The sequence below is a fragment of the Actinoplanes sp. GCM10030250 genome (assembly GCF_042666575.1).
GTDB lineage: Bacteria > Actinomycetota > Actinomycetes > Mycobacteriales > Micromonosporaceae > Actinoplanes.
In genome coordinates this window covers 11487-27042 of record NZ_JBHTDO010000036.1, presented here as the reverse complement: position 1 = coordinate 27042, position 15556 = coordinate 11487, and the positions used below count along the sequence as shown (strand labels likewise).

Genomic DNA, 15556 nt, shown 5'->3' with positions numbered 1-15556 from the left:
AGCGGCCACGGGCAGGAGCGGCCACGGGCAGGAGCGGCCACGGGCAGGAGCGGCCACGGGCGGGAACGGCCACGGGCGGGAACGGCCAGGGATCAGGCGGCGATCTTGTCGCGTCGTTTGTCCCACATGCGCCGTACGGCGGGCAGCACCTCGGACACCGCGGGAATCCCCGGCTCCGGCGTCCAGTCACCGACAGCGAGGGCCGGCGCCGACCGCTCGAGCGACCCGGCCATCCGGTCCACATCAGTGATGATCGAGCCGGTCAGTACGAGCACAGCGGTGTCGTCGAGCTCGGTGCGTACCGTTCGCAGGGTCCGGCGCCGCTCCTCGCGGAGTCCGTCGAGCAGCCCGGTGAGGTGACTGGCGTCGTGCGGGGCGCCGCCGTGCGAGTCCGCCACCAGGTCGGCGTGTGCGGTGAAGGCGTCCGAGGCGGCCATCAGGACCTGACCGATCTGCTCGGGCACGTCGGCGGTGTGCGGGGTGGCGGCGGCGTCGAACATCGAGCGGGCCACCGAGTTCACCTGGTGTACGCCGTGGTCGAGGGCTCGCAGCGTCTGTTGCAGGGGCAGCACCTGGGCGACCGGGGTGGTCAGGGACCAGCGTGCCTGCTTGGAGAGCTCCTCGACGGCGGTGCCGGCATCGCTGCGGTCCTCGTCCAACTCGCGGGAGCGGGCCAGCCACTCGGCCGCCTGGGCCTGGGTGTAGCCGTCGCGGGCTCCGGCGCCGAGGTCGGCGAGCAGGCGGGCGATCTCGGCCGAGAGGTGGGCGAGCGTCTCGCGGGCGTGTTCGAGAGGGCTCTTGCCGCCGACGAGCGGTGACAGGATCACGCCGACGACGATGCCCAGGGTTGTCGTCGCGACGCGCTGCCACACGAAGGCCTCGGTGACGTGGCTGCCGGCGACGAGGATGCCCAGCGAGGTGGCCGGTACGGCGACGGAGCCGTCACCGAGGCGCAGCAGCCGGCCGACGGCGAGCCCGCACCCGGCGATGACCGCGATCGACCACGGGGTGAGGCCGAACAGCTGCCACACGCCGACCGCGACGGCGATGCCGGCGAGGGTGCCGATCAGGCGCTGGGTGCCCTCGCGCAGTGAGGCGTGCGAGCTCATCTGCACCGACAGGGTCGCCGAGATCGCCGCGGTCACCGGGCCGATCAGCCCGAGTGTCTCGGCCGCCATCCAGGCGATGCCGGCCGCGACACCGCTGACCAGCATCGTGCGGAGGATGGCCGCGTCGATCCGGGCGCGGCACCAGCGGGCCACCCGCCGCAGCGGGGCGGGCAGGTGCGGCCGGAACCGGGTCACCACGACCGTGCAGGCGGCGCCGACAGCGGGCCGGACCTTGCGGCGCAGCAGTGCGGCGAGGGCCGCGCAGAGCACGAGACCCACGGCGACGAGGGTGATCGGATCGGCGAACCGGGCGAGGGCGGCGAGCGACTGGAGCAAGGTGGCGCTTTCTCTTTCGGCGTCAGTGGATGTCTGGGCGTCGACATAAATACATCGGTATCCGGACAAAAACTACGTCGGCCGAACTACGAAAAGTCTTATTCAGGAAAAATGTGGCGGTCGTCGCAACCCTCTCGGATTACCGGCGAACGGCCTGCAAGCGCTGCATGTGACGCCCGTCGCCACCCTCCCGGATTACGGCCGAACGGCACGCCCGCGCGGCCGAACGGCGTGCACGCGCGGCCGAACGGCACGCACGCACGCGCGGCCGTCGCCACCCTCCGGATCACGGCCGAACGGCGTGCACACGCTCGATGCTGCCGGCCTTGAGCCGCTCCGTCTCGACCACGTCGAACCCCGCCTCCCGGACCAGCGGCAACTGACGGCGGGTGAAGTGCTCCCCCGCCGTAGGCACGGTGATCCGCTCCAGCAGCCACTGCACGGCGTGAACCGGCGGCCAGCTGCTCCGGATGTGGTCGAGCAGCAGCAGGCGGCCGCCCGGAACCAGCACGCGGCGCATCTCGGCGAGGGCGGCCCGCGGGTCCGGGATCGTGCAGAGCGACAGCGCGCACACCACGGTGTCGAACGACCCGTCGGCGAACGGCAGGTGCTCGGCGTCGCCCTCGCGCAGGTCGGCGGCGAGCCCGAGATCCGCGGCGCGGCGGCGCGCGTGGGCGAGCATGGCCGGGCTGAGGTCGATGCCGGTGATCGCCGCCCCGGCCGGATAGTGCGGAAGGTTGCGGCCGGTGCCCGCACCCACGTCGAGGATCCGGCCGGTCGCACGGGCGCCGAGCCACTCCCGCCCACCGGTGAACCAGTGCCGCTCCAGGAACGCGATCTGCCGGTCGTAACCGGGCGCGGCCTGATCCCAGACCTGGCGAGCCTTGGTTGTCCGCGGTGCTTCGTCCACGACTTCAGTTTTCCAGGCCAGGTCAATCCGGGCGGGATCGATCCAGGTGGCCGCGGACCTCGTCGAGCCGCCCCGACAGGAACGCTCGCTCAGCGCCGTTGCCGGTCAGGAGCAGTGCTTCCTCGTACATCTGCAGTGCCTCTGCCCAGCGACCCGCCTGCCGCAGGAAATCCGCCCGGGCCGCGCTGAGATAGCCGTAGCCCGCCAGGGCAGGTTCCGCGAGAAGCGGCTGCAAAGCCGCGAGGCCGGCCGCCGGACCGTCGCGCATGCCCACCGCGACCGCGCGGTTGAGTTCGACGACCGGTGACGGCCAGAGTGTCCGGAGCACGTCGTAGCGGGCGGTGATCTCGGTCCAGTCGGTGTCCGCCCAGGCCGGCGCCTCGGCGTGCACGGCGGCGATCGCGGCCTGGACCGCATACCGGCCCGGCGCCGGCCGCAGTGCCTCGACCAGCAACGCGATGCCCTCCTCGATCAGCGCGCGGTCCCAGAGGGTGCGGTCCTGGTCGGCGAGCAGCACGAGCCGCCCGTCGTCGTGGGCGCGGGCCCGATGGCGGGCGTCGATCAGCAGCATCAGCGCGAGCAGGCCGCTGACCTCGGAGTTCGAGGGCAGCAGCAGGTGCAGCACCCGGCCGAGTTCGATGGCCGCGTCGATCAGATCCCGGCGCATCAGATCGGTGCCGCCGGGTGCGGTGTGCCCGGTGGTGAAGACCAGGTGCACGACGTCGAGGACGGCACCGACCCGTTCCGGAAGGTCGTCCGGCACCCGATAGGGGATGCGGGCCGCGCTGATCTTCTTCTTGGCCCGGGTGATCCGGGCGGCCATGGTGGACTCGCGCACCAGGAAGGCGCGAGCGACCTCGGCCGTCGACAGCCCGCACAGCAGGCGCAGGGTGAGCGCCACCTGCGCCTCGTGGGCCAGCGCCGGATGGCAGCAGGTGAAGATCAGCCGCAGCCGGTCGTCGTCGACGGCCGGCGGGCCGTCCGTCTCGTCCGGGCCCGGTTGCGCGTCGTCGACCACGAGCAGCGGCAGGGAGCGCCGCAGCACCGACTCCCGGCGGATCAGGTCGCGGGCCCGGTTGCGGGCGACGGTGGTGAGCCACGCGCCGGGACGTTCGGGAACGCCGTCGCGCGGCCAGACCCGCAGTGCCTGGGCGTACGCGTCCTGCGCGCACTCCTCCGCGAGGTCGAGGTCCCGGGCGACGCGCACCGTCGAGGCGAGCACAGCGGCCCACTCCCGGCGGTACGCGTCGGCGACGGCCTCGCTGACGTTCAGCTCATCTCCCAGACCGGGCGGACCTCCACGGCGTTGTAGTCCCACGCCAGTTCCGGCAGCTTGCGGGCCATCGCGATGGCCGCGTCCAGGTCGGGTGCCTCGACGACGTAGTAGCCGCCGAGCACCTCCTTGGTCTCCAGGAAAGCCCCGTCGGTGATGGTGGTCCCGCGCAGCGTGGTGGTGTTGTCGGCGTCCTGGAGGCGGTTGCCCTCGACGATCGCGCCGCCGGCACCCGCAACGAAGTCCCGGTGGCCGGCGTCGCGCCGCGCGATCTCCTCGGGCGTCATCGTCGCCCATCGCTGCTCGTCGCCGTGGATGAGGAGCATGTACTTGGCCATGGTGTGCGTCCGTTTCGTCCGGGGCCTGTGTGGCCCGTTCACTCAACCGACGAACGAGCCGCTCTCTGATCGACACCCTAGGATCGCAGCGTGAGAGCAATGGTTGTCAGAGGTGGCTGGGCGGGACACGAACCGGTCGCATGCACCGAGATGTTCCTGGACGGGCTGCGTGACTCCGGTTTCGAGGTGCAGACCTTCGAGACCCTTGAGGTGTACGAGGATGCGAGCGCCCTGGCTCGCGCGGACCTGATCGTGCAGTGCTGGACCGGCGGCAGGCTCACCGCGGAGCAGGAGCACAACCTGGTCGAACGGGTCCGCACAGGTGCCGGCTTCGCGGGTTGGCACGGCGGTATCGTGGCCACCGGTTTCGAGGCCGCCAGATATCAGTTCATGGTCGGGGGCCGGTTCGTCTGCCATCCCGGTGGCTTCGTGGACTACGACGTCGACATCGTCGCCGAGCATCCGATCGTGTCCGGTGTCGGCGGCTTCAGCGTGCACACCGAGCAGTACTTCTGCCACACCGATCCCACCCTCGAGGTGCTGGCCACCACGACGTTCACCGGCGACCACGGCGCTCCGGAGACGGCGGGCGCCGTGATACCGGTGGTCTGGGTGCGTCGCTTCGGGCAGGGGCGGGTGTTCGTCTCGACGCTCGGTCACGGTCCGGACGACCTGGCCGTCCCCCAGGTCCGGACCATCACCGAGCGCGGCCTGCGCTGGGCGGCCGTCAGGGCTTGAGGACCACCTTGATGCAGCCGTCCTGCTTGTGCTTGAAGATCTCGTACGCGTGCGGCGCCTCCTCGAGCGGCAGCCGGTGCGTGACCAGGTCGTCCACGCCGAGCGGGTCGTCGTCGCCGGTGAGCAGCGGCATGATCTCGTCGACCCAGCGCTTCACGTGGGCCTGGCCCATCCGCAGCGTCACACCCTTGTCGAACAGGTCCATCATCGGGATCGGGTCGGCCTGACCGCCGTACACACCGATGATCGAGACCGTGCCGGCCCGGCGCACCGCCGCGAAGGCCGTGTTCAGCGCGGCCATCCGGTCGATGCCGAAGGTGTCGACGGCCTTGCGGGCGAGCGGGTCGGGCAGCATCCCGGCGGCCTTGACCGCGGCGGACTGGATCGGCGAGCCGTGCGCCTCCATGCCGACGGACTCGATGACGCTGTCCGCGCCCCGGCCGTTGGTCATGTCGAACACGGCGGCGGGTACGTCGATGCTGCCGGTGTCGAGCGTCTCGATACCGTGCCGCTGCGCCATGGCGAGCCGCTCGGGCACGTTGTCGGAGGCGATGACCCGCTCGGCGCCGAGGTGGCGGGCGATGCGGGCGCACATCTGCCCGATCGGGCCCAGGCCGGTGACGAACACGGTGTCGCCGGGCTTGATGTCGGCGTACTTGGCGGCCTGCCACGAGGTGGTGAGCACGTCGGAGAGGAACAGGAACCGCTCGTCGGGGTGGTGGTCGGGCACCTTGATCGGGCCGAACTGGGCCTGCGGCACGCGCAGGAACTCGGCCTGACCGCCGGGCACCTGGCCGTACAGCTTGGTGTAGCCGAACAGGGAGGCGCCCTTGCCCTGGTCGGTGTTCTGGGTGGTCTCGCACTGGGCGTAGAAGCCGCGCTTGCACATCCAGCAGTGCCCGCAGGAGATGTTGAACGGGATGACCACGCGGTCGCCCGGCTTGATGTGGGTGACCTCGGCGCCGACCGCCTCGACGATGCCCATCGGCTCGTGGCCGAGGATGTCGCCGGAGTCGATGTACATCCCCAGCACGTCGTAGAGGTGCAGGTCGGAGCCGCAGATGGCGGTCGAGGTGATCCGCACGACGGCGTCGGTGGGTTCTTGAATCGTGGGGTCGGGGACGGTTTCGACGGAGACCTTCGCCGTACCCTGCCATGTCAAAGCTCGCATGTACGGGGGTTGCCCCGCACAGCGATGATCAATCGTCGGCCGGGTTTATTACGTGATTACAAACTTACTTCGTTCGTCTAAGGTGGACGTATGACGGTCGAGAACATCCCCAGCCTGTACGAGTGGGCCGGTGGCGCCGAAGCCTTCGAGCGGCTCACCGAGCGGTTCTACGAGAAGGTGGTGGCCGACGACGTGGTCGGGCCGCTCTTCGCCCACATGGACGGTGACCATCCGCGGTATGTGGCGATGTGGCTCGGTGAGGTGTTCGGCGGGCCCGCCCGCTACAGCGAGGAGCGGGGTGGCTATGCGCACATGCTCGGGCACCACCTCGGTAAGGCGATCACCGAGGCGCAGCGGCGGCGGTGGGTGAACCTGCTGGCGGATGCCGCCGACGAGGTGGGGCTGCCGGACGATCCGGAGTTCCGGGCGGCCTTCATGGGCTACATCGAATGGGGTACGCGTCTTGCGCTCGCCAACTCGCAGCCGGGGGCGTCGCCGCCACGCCGGGCGCCGGTGCCGCACTGGGGCTGGGGCGTCGCTCCGCCCTACCTCGGCTGAGGCCCAACTTCAAACCGGCGGTTCAACGATACGGTTCAGCCTATGACGGCGGCCGGTGCGGACCTGACTATCGAGCTGAGCACGGCGGAACTGCGCGAGGTCACTGCCTATGCCGTGGCCTGCGCGGAACCCGTGCTGGCGATCTTCGAACGCGTACGCCCCGGCGATGACCGCCCGCGAGCCGCTGTCGACGCCGCGAGGGCGTTCGCGGAGGGTGCCGCGCGCACGAAGTTGATCCGTGACACCGCGTGGGCGGCGAACCGGGCGGCGCAGGAGACCCGCGATGCCGGGCAGGCAGCCGCCAGTGACGCGGCCCGGGCTGCTGTCGGTGCGGCCAGTGCCGCGTACCTGCACCCGCTGGCGAAAGCGACGCAGGTCCTGCACATCCTGGGCCCGGCGGCGTACGCGGCGCGCGCCTTCGAAATTGACGCCGGCGACGATCCGCGGGTGGGTGCCGACTACATCGCGAAGGCGCACGATCTGGCCGGCCCCGTCGTCGTGAGTGTCCTGTCGCGCTACCCGAACGCCCCGGGTGGCCGCGGCCGGATGGGAGAGCTGCTGCGGATGCTGGACGTCAGTGCCCGCGGAAAGCCTCCTCCAGCCACCAGGACGGCCGTCCCGCCGCCACCTTGAGGTCGACGACCATCGGGACGTCACGCGGACCGGCCACCCAAGCCGCGACCGAAGCCAGGTCGGCCGGGGTGCGCACGGTGACTGCCGCACAGCCGTAGCCGCGGGCGATCGCGGCGAGGTCGGTGCTGGGGAAGACCACGGTGGACAGCGGGTGACCGTGCGGGCCGAAGTGGTGCACCTCGGCGCCGTACGCGTCGTCGTTGTAGATCACGATGAGCATGCCCAGGCCGAGCCGGCGGATGGTCTCCAGCTCGGAGATACCCATCAGGAATCCGCCGTCGCCGCAGGCAGCGACCGGCAGGCGGTCGGGGCGGGCCAGGGCCGCTCCGAGGGCGCTGGCCAGGCCCAGGCCGACCGACTGGAACGCCTGGGTGAAGCAGAAGCCACGGTGGTCCGGAACGGACAGGAACATCGACGGGTAGCCCATGAAGTTGCCGGAGTCGACGGCGATCACCCGTTCGGCGGGCAGCAGGTCGTCGAGGGCGATGCTGGCCGTACGCGGATCGATGTGGGTGGCGTCGCCGTCGTCCGCGAAACCGACGTCACGCCACCGTCCGGCGGCGGCGACACGTAGGCGTACGTCATCTGTGCGGTAACCGCTCGTGGCACCCGGCAGCGAGGCCGCCACGGCCCGGGCGCTCTGCGCCACATCGCCCACGATGCCCAGGTCGACGCGGTGATGGGCGCCGATGGCGGCCGGATCGAGATCGATCTGCGCCACTGTCGCGCCGACGGCGATCAGCGCACCGTGCCGGCTGGTCCACATGTTCAGCGCGGCGCCCCAGGCCACCACCACGTCGGCGGCAGTGATCAGTTCGGCCGCGAGCGGGGTGGCGAAACCGCCGGAGACGTCGAGGTTCCAGTCGTTGCCGGCGAACAGGCCCTTCGCCGCCGCCGAGGTCGCCAGCAGCGCGCCGCAGGCCGACGCCAGTGCCTCCAGCTCGGCGCGGGCTCTTGTCGCGCCGCGCCCGGCGATGAAAACCGGTCGTTCGGCGCGGGCGAGCAGGGCGGCGAGGTCCGCCACCGCCTGGTCGGAGGCGCGGGGCGGCTGCACGACGGGCACGGCCGGCGGATCGGTGAGCGAAGCGGGGGCGGCCTGCACGTCCAGGGGCAGGTTGAGGACGACGGTGCGCCGCTCCCCCACCGCCAGGCGCCACGCGCGAACGGTGTCGGCGACAGCGGTGTCCGGGCCGTGCACCCGGTCGCTGTGCGCGCCGACCGCGCGGGCCAGGGCGTCCTGATCGACCCGGAAGTTGGAGCGCAGGGCGGTCGCTGCCGGCTCGGCGGCGAGCACGATCATCGGGGTACGGGACTTCGCCGCCTCCGCGATCCCGGTCATCGCGTTGGTGAGCCCGCAGCCCTGGTGCACCGTGACCACGCCGGCCTTGCCGCTGACCCGCGCGTACGCGTCGGCGGCGGTGGCCGCGCCGCCCTCGTGCCGGGTGGCGACGAACCGCGCCCCGTGCGCGACGAGCGCGTTGGTGACGTGGAAGTTGCCACTGCCGACCACACCGAAGACGTGGTCGGCGCCCAGGCCCGCGAGGGTGGCGCCGACCACCTCCGCGACGTTCATCAGCGCTCGACCAGGGCCAGCACCCGCGCCGGGCTGCCGGAGCCGCCGACGATGGGCAGCGGCGCGGCGATGACGACAGCTCCGGTCGGCGGCAGCTGCCGCAGGTTCCGCAGCTGGGTGAGCCCGTACTTGCCGGCGCCCAGCAGGTAGGAGTGGCAGGGGAACGGCGGGTCGAAGGAGTGCGCGGCCCCCGCATCGGTGCCGACGGTCTCCACCCCGATCCCGATCACCGGCGCCTCCTCGGCCAGCCACTTCGCGGCCTCGACGGAGACACCGGGGGTGTGCGGGCCGGTCTCGTCGGCGTTGAGGAACGCCTCCTGGTCGTCGGAACGGGAGTCCCATCCGGTACGCAGGAGCAGCCACCCGCCGTCGGGCAGCGGCCCGTTCGTCTTCTCCCACTCGCGGATGTGCTCGACCTCCAGCAGGAAGTCGGGATCGGCGGCGACCCGGTCGGCGACGTCGATGACGACTGCCGGTGCGATCAGCCGGCGCAGCGGCACCTGGGACACGTCGTCACCGTCGCGGCCGGTGACCCAATGGACGGGTGCGTCGAAGTGGGTGCCGGTGTGCTCGCCGGTGTGGATGTTGTTCCAGTACCAGGCGGGGCCGCGGTCGTCGTACCGGCTGATCTCCTCGAGGCTGAAAGTGATCGTGTTGGCGAACGGTTCCGGCAGCTTCAGGATCGGGGTGCCGCTGGACAGCGGCGCGGTCAGTTCGACCACTTCGATCGCGCCGCTGCCGACGCCGGAGACGAGTGCCTGCAGGATGCTCATGCCGCCCGAGCTTAGGGCCGCGGGTGGCCCGGCGTCTTCAGCGCCGTCACGACGAACTCGGTGTCCCCGCGTGATCGTCGCGGCGCCGCGACAGCAGCGTCTCGAACAGCGACACCGAGACCATGGCGACGGCGGCCACGGTGACGCTCAGCCAGAGATCGACCCGGACGGAGAACCCGAGGACGGCGATGAGCACGAGGACGACGAAGTAGGCGATGCGCCCGGGACCTGTCATCCTCAACTCCTTACCGCAGAACTCGGTGTGCGTTCACAGTATTGAACAGCAACCACACACTCAGGGCAGCAATGCGGCTACGTCCGGTTGCTGACTCAGCAGCCCGTCCTCGACGGCGAGCTTCCCGAGCGCCTCGATCGAGGCCGTGTTCACCTCGGCCGGCCACCGGGGCAGGATCAGCGCGTCCCGCGTCTCCGGCGGGATCTTCGTGTACGTGCCGAGTGCCTGACGCACCTCCTCGGGGTGCCCGTCGGCGTAGGTGAGCGACTCCTTCATCGCCTCGGTGAACCGGCTGACCAGACCGGAGTCGCTGGCCAGCAGTTGCTGCGAGGTGAAGTACAGGGCGACGGTCAGGTCGGGTGCCGCGTCCACGTAGGGCGAGGCGATCCTGCGGGCACCCGCCGCGATCGCCGCCTGCTGGAACGGCTCGACCACGAAGATGGCGTCCACCTGCCCGGCCTGCAGCGCCGGCACCTGGTCCGGGAAGGCGAGCTCAGTGAACTTGACCGCCTTGGCGTCGCCGCCGTCCTTCTTCACCGAGGCCTTCACCGTCGTCTCGACGATGTTCTTCAGCGTGTTCGCCGCGACCGTCTTGCCGGCCAGGTCCTTCGGCGATTTGACCGGGCTGTCCGCCTTGACGAACAGGGCACCGAAGTCAGCGTCGGCGACACCCGTCGAGTTGTTGCCGTTGACGACCGCCTTGATCGGCACCTTCTGGCTCTGTGCCAGCAGCAACGAGATCGCGTTGCTGAACCCGAACTGGAACTGCCCGCTCAGCACTCCCGGCACGATCGCCGCACCGCCCTGCGCGGTGGTGAGCGTCAGGTCGATGCCGCGGGAGCGGAAGAAGCCCTTCGCCTGGCCGAGATAGATCGGCGCGACGTCGACGATCGCGATCACACCGACGTCGACCTTCTGGAGCGCACCGGAGGCGCCGGGCGCCGGGTCGTCCCCCGAGCTGCCGCAAGCGGCCAGGGCGAGTGCGGCTGCGGCGAGGGCCGCAACGATGGGGCGACGTCGCATCGGGACTCCATCCAAAGACCGATATCCATCAAGATCGATATAGAGTTCTCCCCGAAACCTAAGTACGCGAACCGTGAGCGGTCAAGCTCGTTTCGCCCGCGTCGTGCTCGTAGAGCCAGCCGAGCGCGTTGAACGACCAGGAACGGGAGCCCTCGGCCATCTGACTGTCCCGTTCGGCCTGAGCGTCACCGTCCGGCAGGTGGAACCGGGTCTTGTTGCCGGCCGACATCTCCTGGAGTCGAGAGGTGCGCGGCAGGCGTACCTCCTCATAGCGGCGCAACGCCGCAACCGGCGGCAATTGCCGCAGGCACGCACTCAGCGTGGCCCCGTCCTCGATCGCCTGCGCGGCACCCTGCGCCATGAACGGCAGCATGGCGTGCGCCGCGTCGCCGAGCAGCGTCACCCGCCCCCGCGACCAGCGCGGCAGCGGCGGCCGGTCGAACAGCGCCCACCGGAACGTCTCGTCCGCCGCACCGATGATCTGCCGCACCTGCGGATGCCACCCGGCGTAGGCGGCCAGCGCGTCACCGACGTCGCCACGGTCGGTCCACGACTCGCGCGTCCACTCGTCCTGCTCGATGACGGCGACGAAATTGATCAGCCGCCGGGCACTGATGAAGTAGTGCACGAAGTGCCGGCCAGGACCCAGCCAGATCTGCGCGGTCACCTCGAGTCCGAGGTGGCCCAGCCGCTCCGCCGGAACGACACCGCGGTAGGCGACGCAGCCGGTGAAATGCGCCTGGTCAGCGCCGAACAGGGCCTGCCGCACCGCTGAGTGGATCCCGTCGGCGCCGACCACCACGCCGGCTCGGACCCGCTGCCCACCGGCGAACCGGACGTCGACATCGTCGCCGCCGTCGGTGAGCCCGACGACGCGATGTCCGAGATGGATCCTTTCTGGCGGGAGGGCACCGACGAGGGCGTCGAGCAGGTCGGCGCGGTGCATCTGGTAGTGCGGGTAGCCGTAAGTGGCCTCCAGGGCCTCGGCGAGCGGGGCCCTCAGCAGCGTGCGGCCGTTGTCCCATCTGCGCTGGTGCCAGGCCAGGGGCTTGACGCCGGTGGCGGCGAGTGGGCCGGCGAGGCCGAGCCGGTGCAGGATGCGGGAGGCGTTCGGGCTGACCTGCACGCCGGCGCCCACCTCGGATAATCGGGATGCCTGCTCGTATACGTGAACGTCCAGCCCGGCCTGGAGCAGGCACGCCGCCGCTGTCAGGCCACCGATTCCCCCGCCGATCACCGCGACCGAAGTCATGGCTCGATCTTTCCCGCGGCGGCGCGGCCTCGCTGCCGGGTTGCGGACACTTCCCAAGCAGCCGTACGGGTGTGAGCTCCCCGGCGCGCGGCGGTGGGCTGTGCGGGTGCCGCTGGGCCGTACGCTGCACCGGGAGGTGGGGCGTGGTGAGGTCGTTCGCGGAGACGTTCGCGCAGTTGTTGAAGGCCAGGTTCCCGGTGCTCTACCTCGAGACCTACGAGGAGCAGCGGGCACTGCACCACCTCGCCGGCATCGCGGCGAGCGCCGAGCTGGTCCGGGTGCCCCGCGCCGTCTGGACCTGGTCGCTCACCGGCGGCCTCGTCCAGCCGGACGGCGAAACCCGCTCCGGTGGCCAGCGAGCCACCGACGCCCTCAAGGCGGTGCAGCGCGTCGACGAACCGGCCGTCTTCGTCTTCCGGGACCTGCACCCGCTCTTCGCCCAGAACGCCGAGGTGGTCCGGCTCGTCCGCGACATCGCCCAGGCCTTCCGCGCCGGCCGGAGCCCGCGCACGCTCGTGCTGCTCTCCCCGGTTCTCGAGCTGCCGCCCGAGCTCAACAAGGACGTCACGATCGTCGACTTCCCGCTGCCCGGCCCGGCGGAGCTGCGCGGACTGCTCGACGCCATGGTGCGGGGCAACTCCGCGTCCGGGCGGCTGCGGGTGGCGCTCGACGAGGCGGGGCGGGACCGGTTCGTCACGGCGGCGGCCGGGCTGACCATGCAGGAGGCCGAGAACGCGTACGCCCGGGCGATGGTGAACGACACCGTGCTCGACATCGCCGACCTCGAGATCGTTCATGACGAGAAGCGGCAGACCGTACGAAAGTCCGGCGTTCTTGAATTTCTGATGGACGAGACAGTCCTCGACGACGTCGGAGGGCTGGAGAACCTCAAGGCCTGGCTGGTCAAGCGCAACGGATCGTGGCTGGACGAGGCCGCCGAATACGGGCTGCCGGCACCGCGCGGCGTGCTGATCACCGGCGTGCCCGGCTGCGGTAAATCGCTGACGGCGAAGGCGGTCGCCACCGCGTGGAACCTGCCGCTGCTGCGCTTCGACATCGGGCGGGTCTTCTCCGGGCTGGTCGGCTCCAGTGAGCACAACATGCGCACCGCCCTGCGTACGGCTGAGGCGGTCGCACCCTGTGTGCTGTGGGTCGACGAGATCGAGAAGGGCTTCGCGGGCGGCGCCGCCGGTGACTCCGGCACCGGAGCCCGGGTCTTCGGAACGTTCCTCACCTGGATGCAGGAGAAACAGCATCCGGTCTTCGTGATCGCGACCGCCAACGACTTCGACGGCCTGCCGCCCGAACTGCTGCGCAAGGGGCGCTTCGACGAGACCTTCTTCGTCGATCTGCCGAGCCGGGCCGAGCGGATCGCCGTGTGGCGCGTCCACCTCACCCGGGCGCTGCGGCACCGCCTGGCCGCGGGCGAGCTGCCGGTCGACACCGAGCTCCTCGACGAACTCGCGGGCCTGACCGAGGGCTACTCCGGCGCCGAGATCGAACAGGCCGTCGTCGTCGGCCTGTTCGACGCCTTCTCCGAACGCCGCCCGCTGCGCCGCGACGACCTCATCCGTGCCGTGATGAGTATCGTGCCGCTCAGCGTCACCCAGGCCGAGCGCATCGACGCCCTGCGCGGCTGGGCCCGCAACCGCGCGGTCTCGGCCAAGGCCACCGACGACTGGGACCTCAGCAACCGCCCCGGGCCCGCGGGAAGGTGAAGTGTCGGTGGGGACCGCTAAAGTGTGCGCACTGCAGGCGAACGGGGGTGCACGGTGAGTGTCTCACTGCTATTGGTGCCGTTGGCGCTGGCCGGGGCGGCCGCCGTCCAGGCCGCTGCCGAGCGCAAGTCCGACGGTCAGCTGATCTGCCAGGTGCAGACCCGCATGCGCGACGTGACGCTGCTCGAGGCCGCCCTGCGCGACACCGGCGCGACGGTGACCACCAGCGGCGACTCGCTGACCGCCGCCTGGGCCGAGAGCACGGCGACGTTCACCCGCGACGCTGACGGCATCTGGGCCGCCCACGTCACCGGTGTCGACCAGGCCGGTGCGGTCGAGCTGATGACAGGCGTCGACGCGGCCTACGGACGGCGCGTCCAGCAGGCCGTGCTGGAGCGGCTGCGGGATCAGGCACCCGCTGCCGGCCTGCGCCTGGAGTCCGAGTCGGTCGAGCAGGACGCCAGCGTGCGCCTGGTCTTCGAGGTCGAGCGGGAGCGGGCATGACCGACCGGCCCCGCATCGTCGTCACCATCGGCGCCGACGGCCAGGTCCGCGCCGAGACCGTCGACATCGTCGGCGACCACTGCCTGGACTACATCGCCGTGCTGGAGGATTTGATCGGTGGCGAGGTGCGCGACAGCGCGTATACCTCCGACTTCACCCGCGAGACCCGCACCGTGCAGGATCGGAATGTGAATCGTGACGTGGACCCCGCCTGAGAGAGGCCGGCCTCAGCCTTATCTGCCGCCCACTCAAGCCCCACCCCCGTTTCCGAGTTCAGGCATGCCGCCGTTTCCGGCGCCCACGTCGGGTCTGCCGCCGTTCCCGGACCCCGGGATGCGTAACGCTCACGGAGTCCAGTCGGCCCACCACGCCCGGCCGGGGCAGCCGGCACCGAAACCGACAGGCCCGGCCCGGCTCTCGTGGCGCATCATGCACAGCGCCTGGGTGGTCGCTCCGATCCTGCCCTTCAGCTGCCTGTCCGCCACCGGCTTCCTCTATGTCGGCGTGCGCGCGAAACGACCGTCCTGGGCCATCGCCGGCGTCATCTACAGCGTCATCGCCAACGTCTGCTTCTTCTTCGGCAGCGAGGCAGCGGCAGACTCTGTCGGGCAGAACGTCGCCTACACGATCATGTTCATCCTGTGGCCGATCAGCGTCGTCCACGCCTTCATCATCAACGCCTCCTGGCTGCGCTGGCGTGCCGGCCACGTCCCGTGGTATTCCCAGCCCCAGCCGGTGCCCTACGCCGGCGCACCAGCTCCGGCAGCCACGCCACTGCCACCGCAGCTGCAGGACGTGGTCCCGCCGCCCCAGCAGTTCTACGGTGACCCGGCACCCCCGCGGACAGCCGCTCCCGGATATCCGCCGGCCGCCGTTTCCTCGCCGCCGGCCCCGGCGTCGGCCTATCCGCCGGCCGCCGTTTCCTCGCCGCCCGCCCCGGCGTCGGCCTATCCGCTCTCGCCCAGCGCGGGATCGGCCAACCTGTACCCGGCGACGCCTGACCTGTACCCGGAGACGTCAGGCCCTGGCTCGACGGCGCAGTCCGCCGGCCGCACCGACGTCAACACTGCTGGTGAGGAGCAGCTCGCCGCTTTGCCCGGCATCGGCCCGGAACGAGCCGCCCGCGTCGTGGCCGCCCGGAATGCCCGCAACGGCTTCAGCAGCCTCACCGAGTTCGCCGCCGCCGCGGGTCTCGCGCCACACGAGTTCGTCGCTGTCCGGGACCGGCTCTCCTGCGATCCGCCACCGCCGCCTCCGGACAGCACGGAACCACCGCCCTTCGGCCGGATAGTCGATGTCTGAGCCCGCTGCCGGGGCGGTGCCTCTGCCCACCCCCGGGGCGGTGCCTCTGCCCACCCCCGGGGCGGTGCCTCTGCCCACCCCCGGGGCGGTGCCTCTGCCCACCCCCGGGG

At 71.1% G+C, this 15556-nt stretch carries 17 protein-coding genes; 7 read left to right on the top strand and 10 right to left on the bottom strand.

Annotated features, from left to right (window positions below; all coding sequences use genetic code 11):
* Window positions 1–92: 92 nt before the first annotated feature.
* The 4 genes from ACFQV6_RS34660 to ACFQV6_RS34645 form a co-directional block, all read right to left on the bottom strand.
* Window positions 93–1445: an aromatic acid exporter family protein gene (locus ACFQV6_RS34660; RefSeq protein WP_378031888.1), complete on the bottom strand. Its 1353-nt coding sequence runs from the start codon at window positions 1443–1445 to the stop codon at window positions 93–95.
* A 286-nt stretch (window positions 1446–1731) separates the two neighbouring features.
* Window positions 1732–2355 (bottom strand): class I SAM-dependent methyltransferase, encoded by a 624-nt coding sequence (locus tag ACFQV6_RS34655; protein WP_378031887.1) that lies wholly within the window; start codon window positions 2353–2355, stop codon window positions 1732–1734.
* 22 nt (window positions 2356–2377) lie between these two features.
* On the bottom strand, window positions 2378–3577 hold the full coding sequence (locus ACFQV6_RS34650) for an RNA polymerase sigma factor (protein ID WP_378031951.1): 1200 nt from the start codon (window positions 3575–3577) through the stop codon (window positions 2378–2380).
* Between the two features lie 47 nt (window positions 3578–3624).
* A complete protein-coding gene (locus tag ACFQV6_RS34645; protein WP_378031886.1) occupies window positions 3625–3966 on the bottom strand; it encodes a YciI family protein in 342 nt (113 codons plus the stop codon).
* A gap of 99 nt (window positions 3967–4065) precedes the next feature.
* Here ACFQV6_RS34645 and ACFQV6_RS34640 point away from each other — a divergent pair, with 99 nt between their 5' ends.
* Complete coding sequence (locus ACFQV6_RS34640; RefSeq protein ID WP_378031950.1) at window positions 4066–4704, top strand: ThuA domain-containing protein; 639 nt, start codon at window positions 4066–4068, stop codon at window positions 4702–4704.
* On the opposite strand, the gene ACFQV6_RS34635 is transcribed toward ACFQV6_RS34640, so the two are convergent.
* Window positions 4694–5875, bottom strand: coding sequence for a zinc-dependent alcohol dehydrogenase (locus ACFQV6_RS34635; RefSeq protein ID WP_378031885.1), 1182 nt, complete (start codon window positions 5873–5875; stop codon window positions 4694–4696). The genes ACFQV6_RS34640 and ACFQV6_RS34635 overlap by 11 nt on opposite strands.
* 90 nt (window positions 5876–5965) lie before the next feature.
* Between ACFQV6_RS34635 and ACFQV6_RS34630 the strand changes: the two genes are divergently transcribed.
* Together ACFQV6_RS34630 and ACFQV6_RS34625 are read left to right on the top strand one after the other, a co-directional pair.
* Window positions 5966–6433, top strand: coding sequence for a group II truncated hemoglobin (locus ACFQV6_RS34630; RefSeq protein ID WP_378031884.1), 468 nt, complete (start codon window positions 5966–5968; stop codon window positions 6431–6433).
* 42 nt (window positions 6434–6475) lie between these two features.
* Window positions 6476–7066, top strand: a complete 591-nt coding sequence (locus ACFQV6_RS34625) for a putative immunity protein (RefSeq protein ID WP_378031883.1) — start codon at window positions 6476–6478, stop codon at window positions 7064–7066.
* Here ACFQV6_RS34625 and ACFQV6_RS34620 read toward each other — a convergent pair.
* The 5 genes from ACFQV6_RS34620 to ACFQV6_RS34600 are packed head-to-tail and all read right to left on the bottom strand — an operon-like array spanning window position 7008 to window position 11922.
* Window positions 7008–8639 carry a thiamine pyrophosphate-binding protein gene (locus ACFQV6_RS34620; RefSeq protein ID WP_378031882.1) on the bottom strand — a complete coding sequence of 544 codons (1632 nt, stop codon included), beginning with the start codon at window positions 8637–8639 and terminating at the stop codon, window positions 7008–7010. The genes ACFQV6_RS34625 and ACFQV6_RS34620 overlap by 59 nt on opposite strands.
* Window positions 8639–9412 (bottom strand): cyclase family protein, encoded by a 774-nt coding sequence (locus tag ACFQV6_RS34615; protein WP_378031881.1) that lies wholly within the window; start codon window positions 9410–9412, stop codon window positions 8639–8641. Before ACFQV6_RS34615 ends, ACFQV6_RS34620 begins: the two co-directional genes overlap by 1 nt.
* Before the next feature lie 46 nt (window positions 9413–9458).
* Window positions 9459–9647, bottom strand: a complete 189-nt coding sequence (locus tag ACFQV6_RS34610) for a hypothetical protein (protein ID WP_378031880.1) — start codon at window positions 9645–9647, stop codon at window positions 9459–9461.
* A 60-nt stretch (window positions 9648–9707) separates the two neighbouring features.
* Complete coding sequence (locus ACFQV6_RS34605; RefSeq protein WP_378031879.1) at window positions 9708–10670, bottom strand: ABC transporter substrate-binding protein; 963 nt, start codon at window positions 10668–10670, stop codon at window positions 9708–9710.
* A 58-nt stretch (window positions 10671–10728) separates the two neighbouring features.
* Window positions 10729–11922: an FAD-dependent monooxygenase gene (locus tag ACFQV6_RS34600; protein ID WP_378031878.1), complete on the bottom strand. Its 1194-nt coding sequence runs from the start codon at window positions 11920–11922 to the stop codon at window positions 10729–10731.
* A gap of 146 nt (window positions 11923–12068) precedes the next feature.
* On the opposite strand from ACFQV6_RS34600, the gene ACFQV6_RS34595 reads away from it, so the two are divergent.
* The 4 genes from ACFQV6_RS34595 to ACFQV6_RS34580 all read left to right on the top strand — a co-directional run bounded on the left by ACFQV6_RS34595 (window position 12069) and on the right by ACFQV6_RS34580 (window position 15446).
* Window positions 12069–13640, top strand: a complete 1572-nt coding sequence (locus tag ACFQV6_RS34595) for an AAA family ATPase (protein WP_378031877.1) — start codon at window positions 12069–12071, stop codon at window positions 13638–13640.
* A gap of 54 nt (window positions 13641–13694) precedes the next feature.
* Window positions 13695–14144 (top strand): hypothetical protein, encoded by a 450-nt coding sequence (locus ACFQV6_RS34590; RefSeq protein WP_378031876.1) that lies wholly within the window; start codon window positions 13695–13697, stop codon window positions 14142–14144.
* Entirely contained in the window at window positions 14141–14359 is a 219-nt protein-coding gene (locus tag ACFQV6_RS34585; RefSeq protein WP_378031875.1) for a DUF2997 domain-containing protein, read from the top strand. Before ACFQV6_RS34590 ends, ACFQV6_RS34585 begins: the two co-directional genes overlap by 4 nt.
* Window positions 14360–14477: 118 nt before the next feature.
* A complete protein-coding gene (locus ACFQV6_RS34580) occupies window positions 14478–15446 on the top strand; it encodes a helix-hairpin-helix domain-containing protein (RefSeq protein WP_378031874.1) in 969 nt (322 codons plus the stop codon).
* Window positions 15447–15556: the final 110 nt, after the last annotated feature.

Excerpts from the sequence above, each read along its gene's own strand:
- ACFQV6_RS34605 (WP_378031879.1), bottom strand. The coding sequence starts at position 10,670 with ATGCGACGTCGCCCCATCGTTGCGGCCCTCGCCGCAGCCGCACTCGCC.
- ACFQV6_RS34615 (WP_378031881.1), bottom strand. The coding sequence starts at position 9,412 with ATGAGCATCCTGCAGGCACTCGTCTCCGGCGTCGGCAGCGGCGCGATC.
- ACFQV6_RS34630 (WP_378031884.1), top strand. The coding sequence starts at position 5,966 with ATGACGGTCGAGAACATCCCCAGCCTGTACGAGTGGGCCGGTGGCGCC.
- ACFQV6_RS34635 (WP_378031885.1), bottom strand. The coding sequence starts at position 5,875 with ATGCGAGCTTTGACATGGCAGGGTACGGCGAAGGTCTCCGTCGAAACC.
- ACFQV6_RS34625 (WP_378031883.1), top strand. The coding sequence starts at position 6,476 with ATGACGGCGGCCGGTGCGGACCTGACTATCGAGCTGAGCACGGCGGAA.
- ACFQV6_RS34640 (WP_378031950.1), top strand. The coding sequence starts at position 4,066 with ATGGTTGTCAGAGGTGGCTGGGCGGGACACGAACCGGTCGCATGCACC.
- ACFQV6_RS34600 (WP_378031878.1), bottom strand. The coding sequence starts at position 11,922 with ATGACTTCGGTCGCGGTGATCGGCGGGGGAATCGGTGGCCTGACAGCG.
- ACFQV6_RS34580 (WP_378031874.1), top strand. The coding sequence starts at position 14,478 with ATGCGTAACGCTCACGGAGTCCAGTCGGCCCACCACGCCCGGCCGGGG.
- ACFQV6_RS34585 (WP_378031875.1), top strand. The coding sequence starts at position 14,141 with ATGACCGACCGGCCCCGCATCGTCGTCACCATCGGCGCCGACGGCCAG.
- ACFQV6_RS34620 (WP_378031882.1), bottom strand. The coding sequence starts at position 8,639 with ATGAACGTCGCGGAGGTGGTCGGCGCCACCCTCGCGGGCCTGGGCGCC.
- ACFQV6_RS34645 (WP_378031886.1), bottom strand. The coding sequence starts at position 3,966 with ATGGCCAAGTACATGCTCCTCATCCACGGCGACGAGCAGCGATGGGCG.
- ACFQV6_RS34610 (WP_378031880.1), bottom strand. The coding sequence starts at position 9,647 with ATGACAGGTCCCGGGCGCATCGCCTACTTCGTCGTCCTCGTGCTCATC.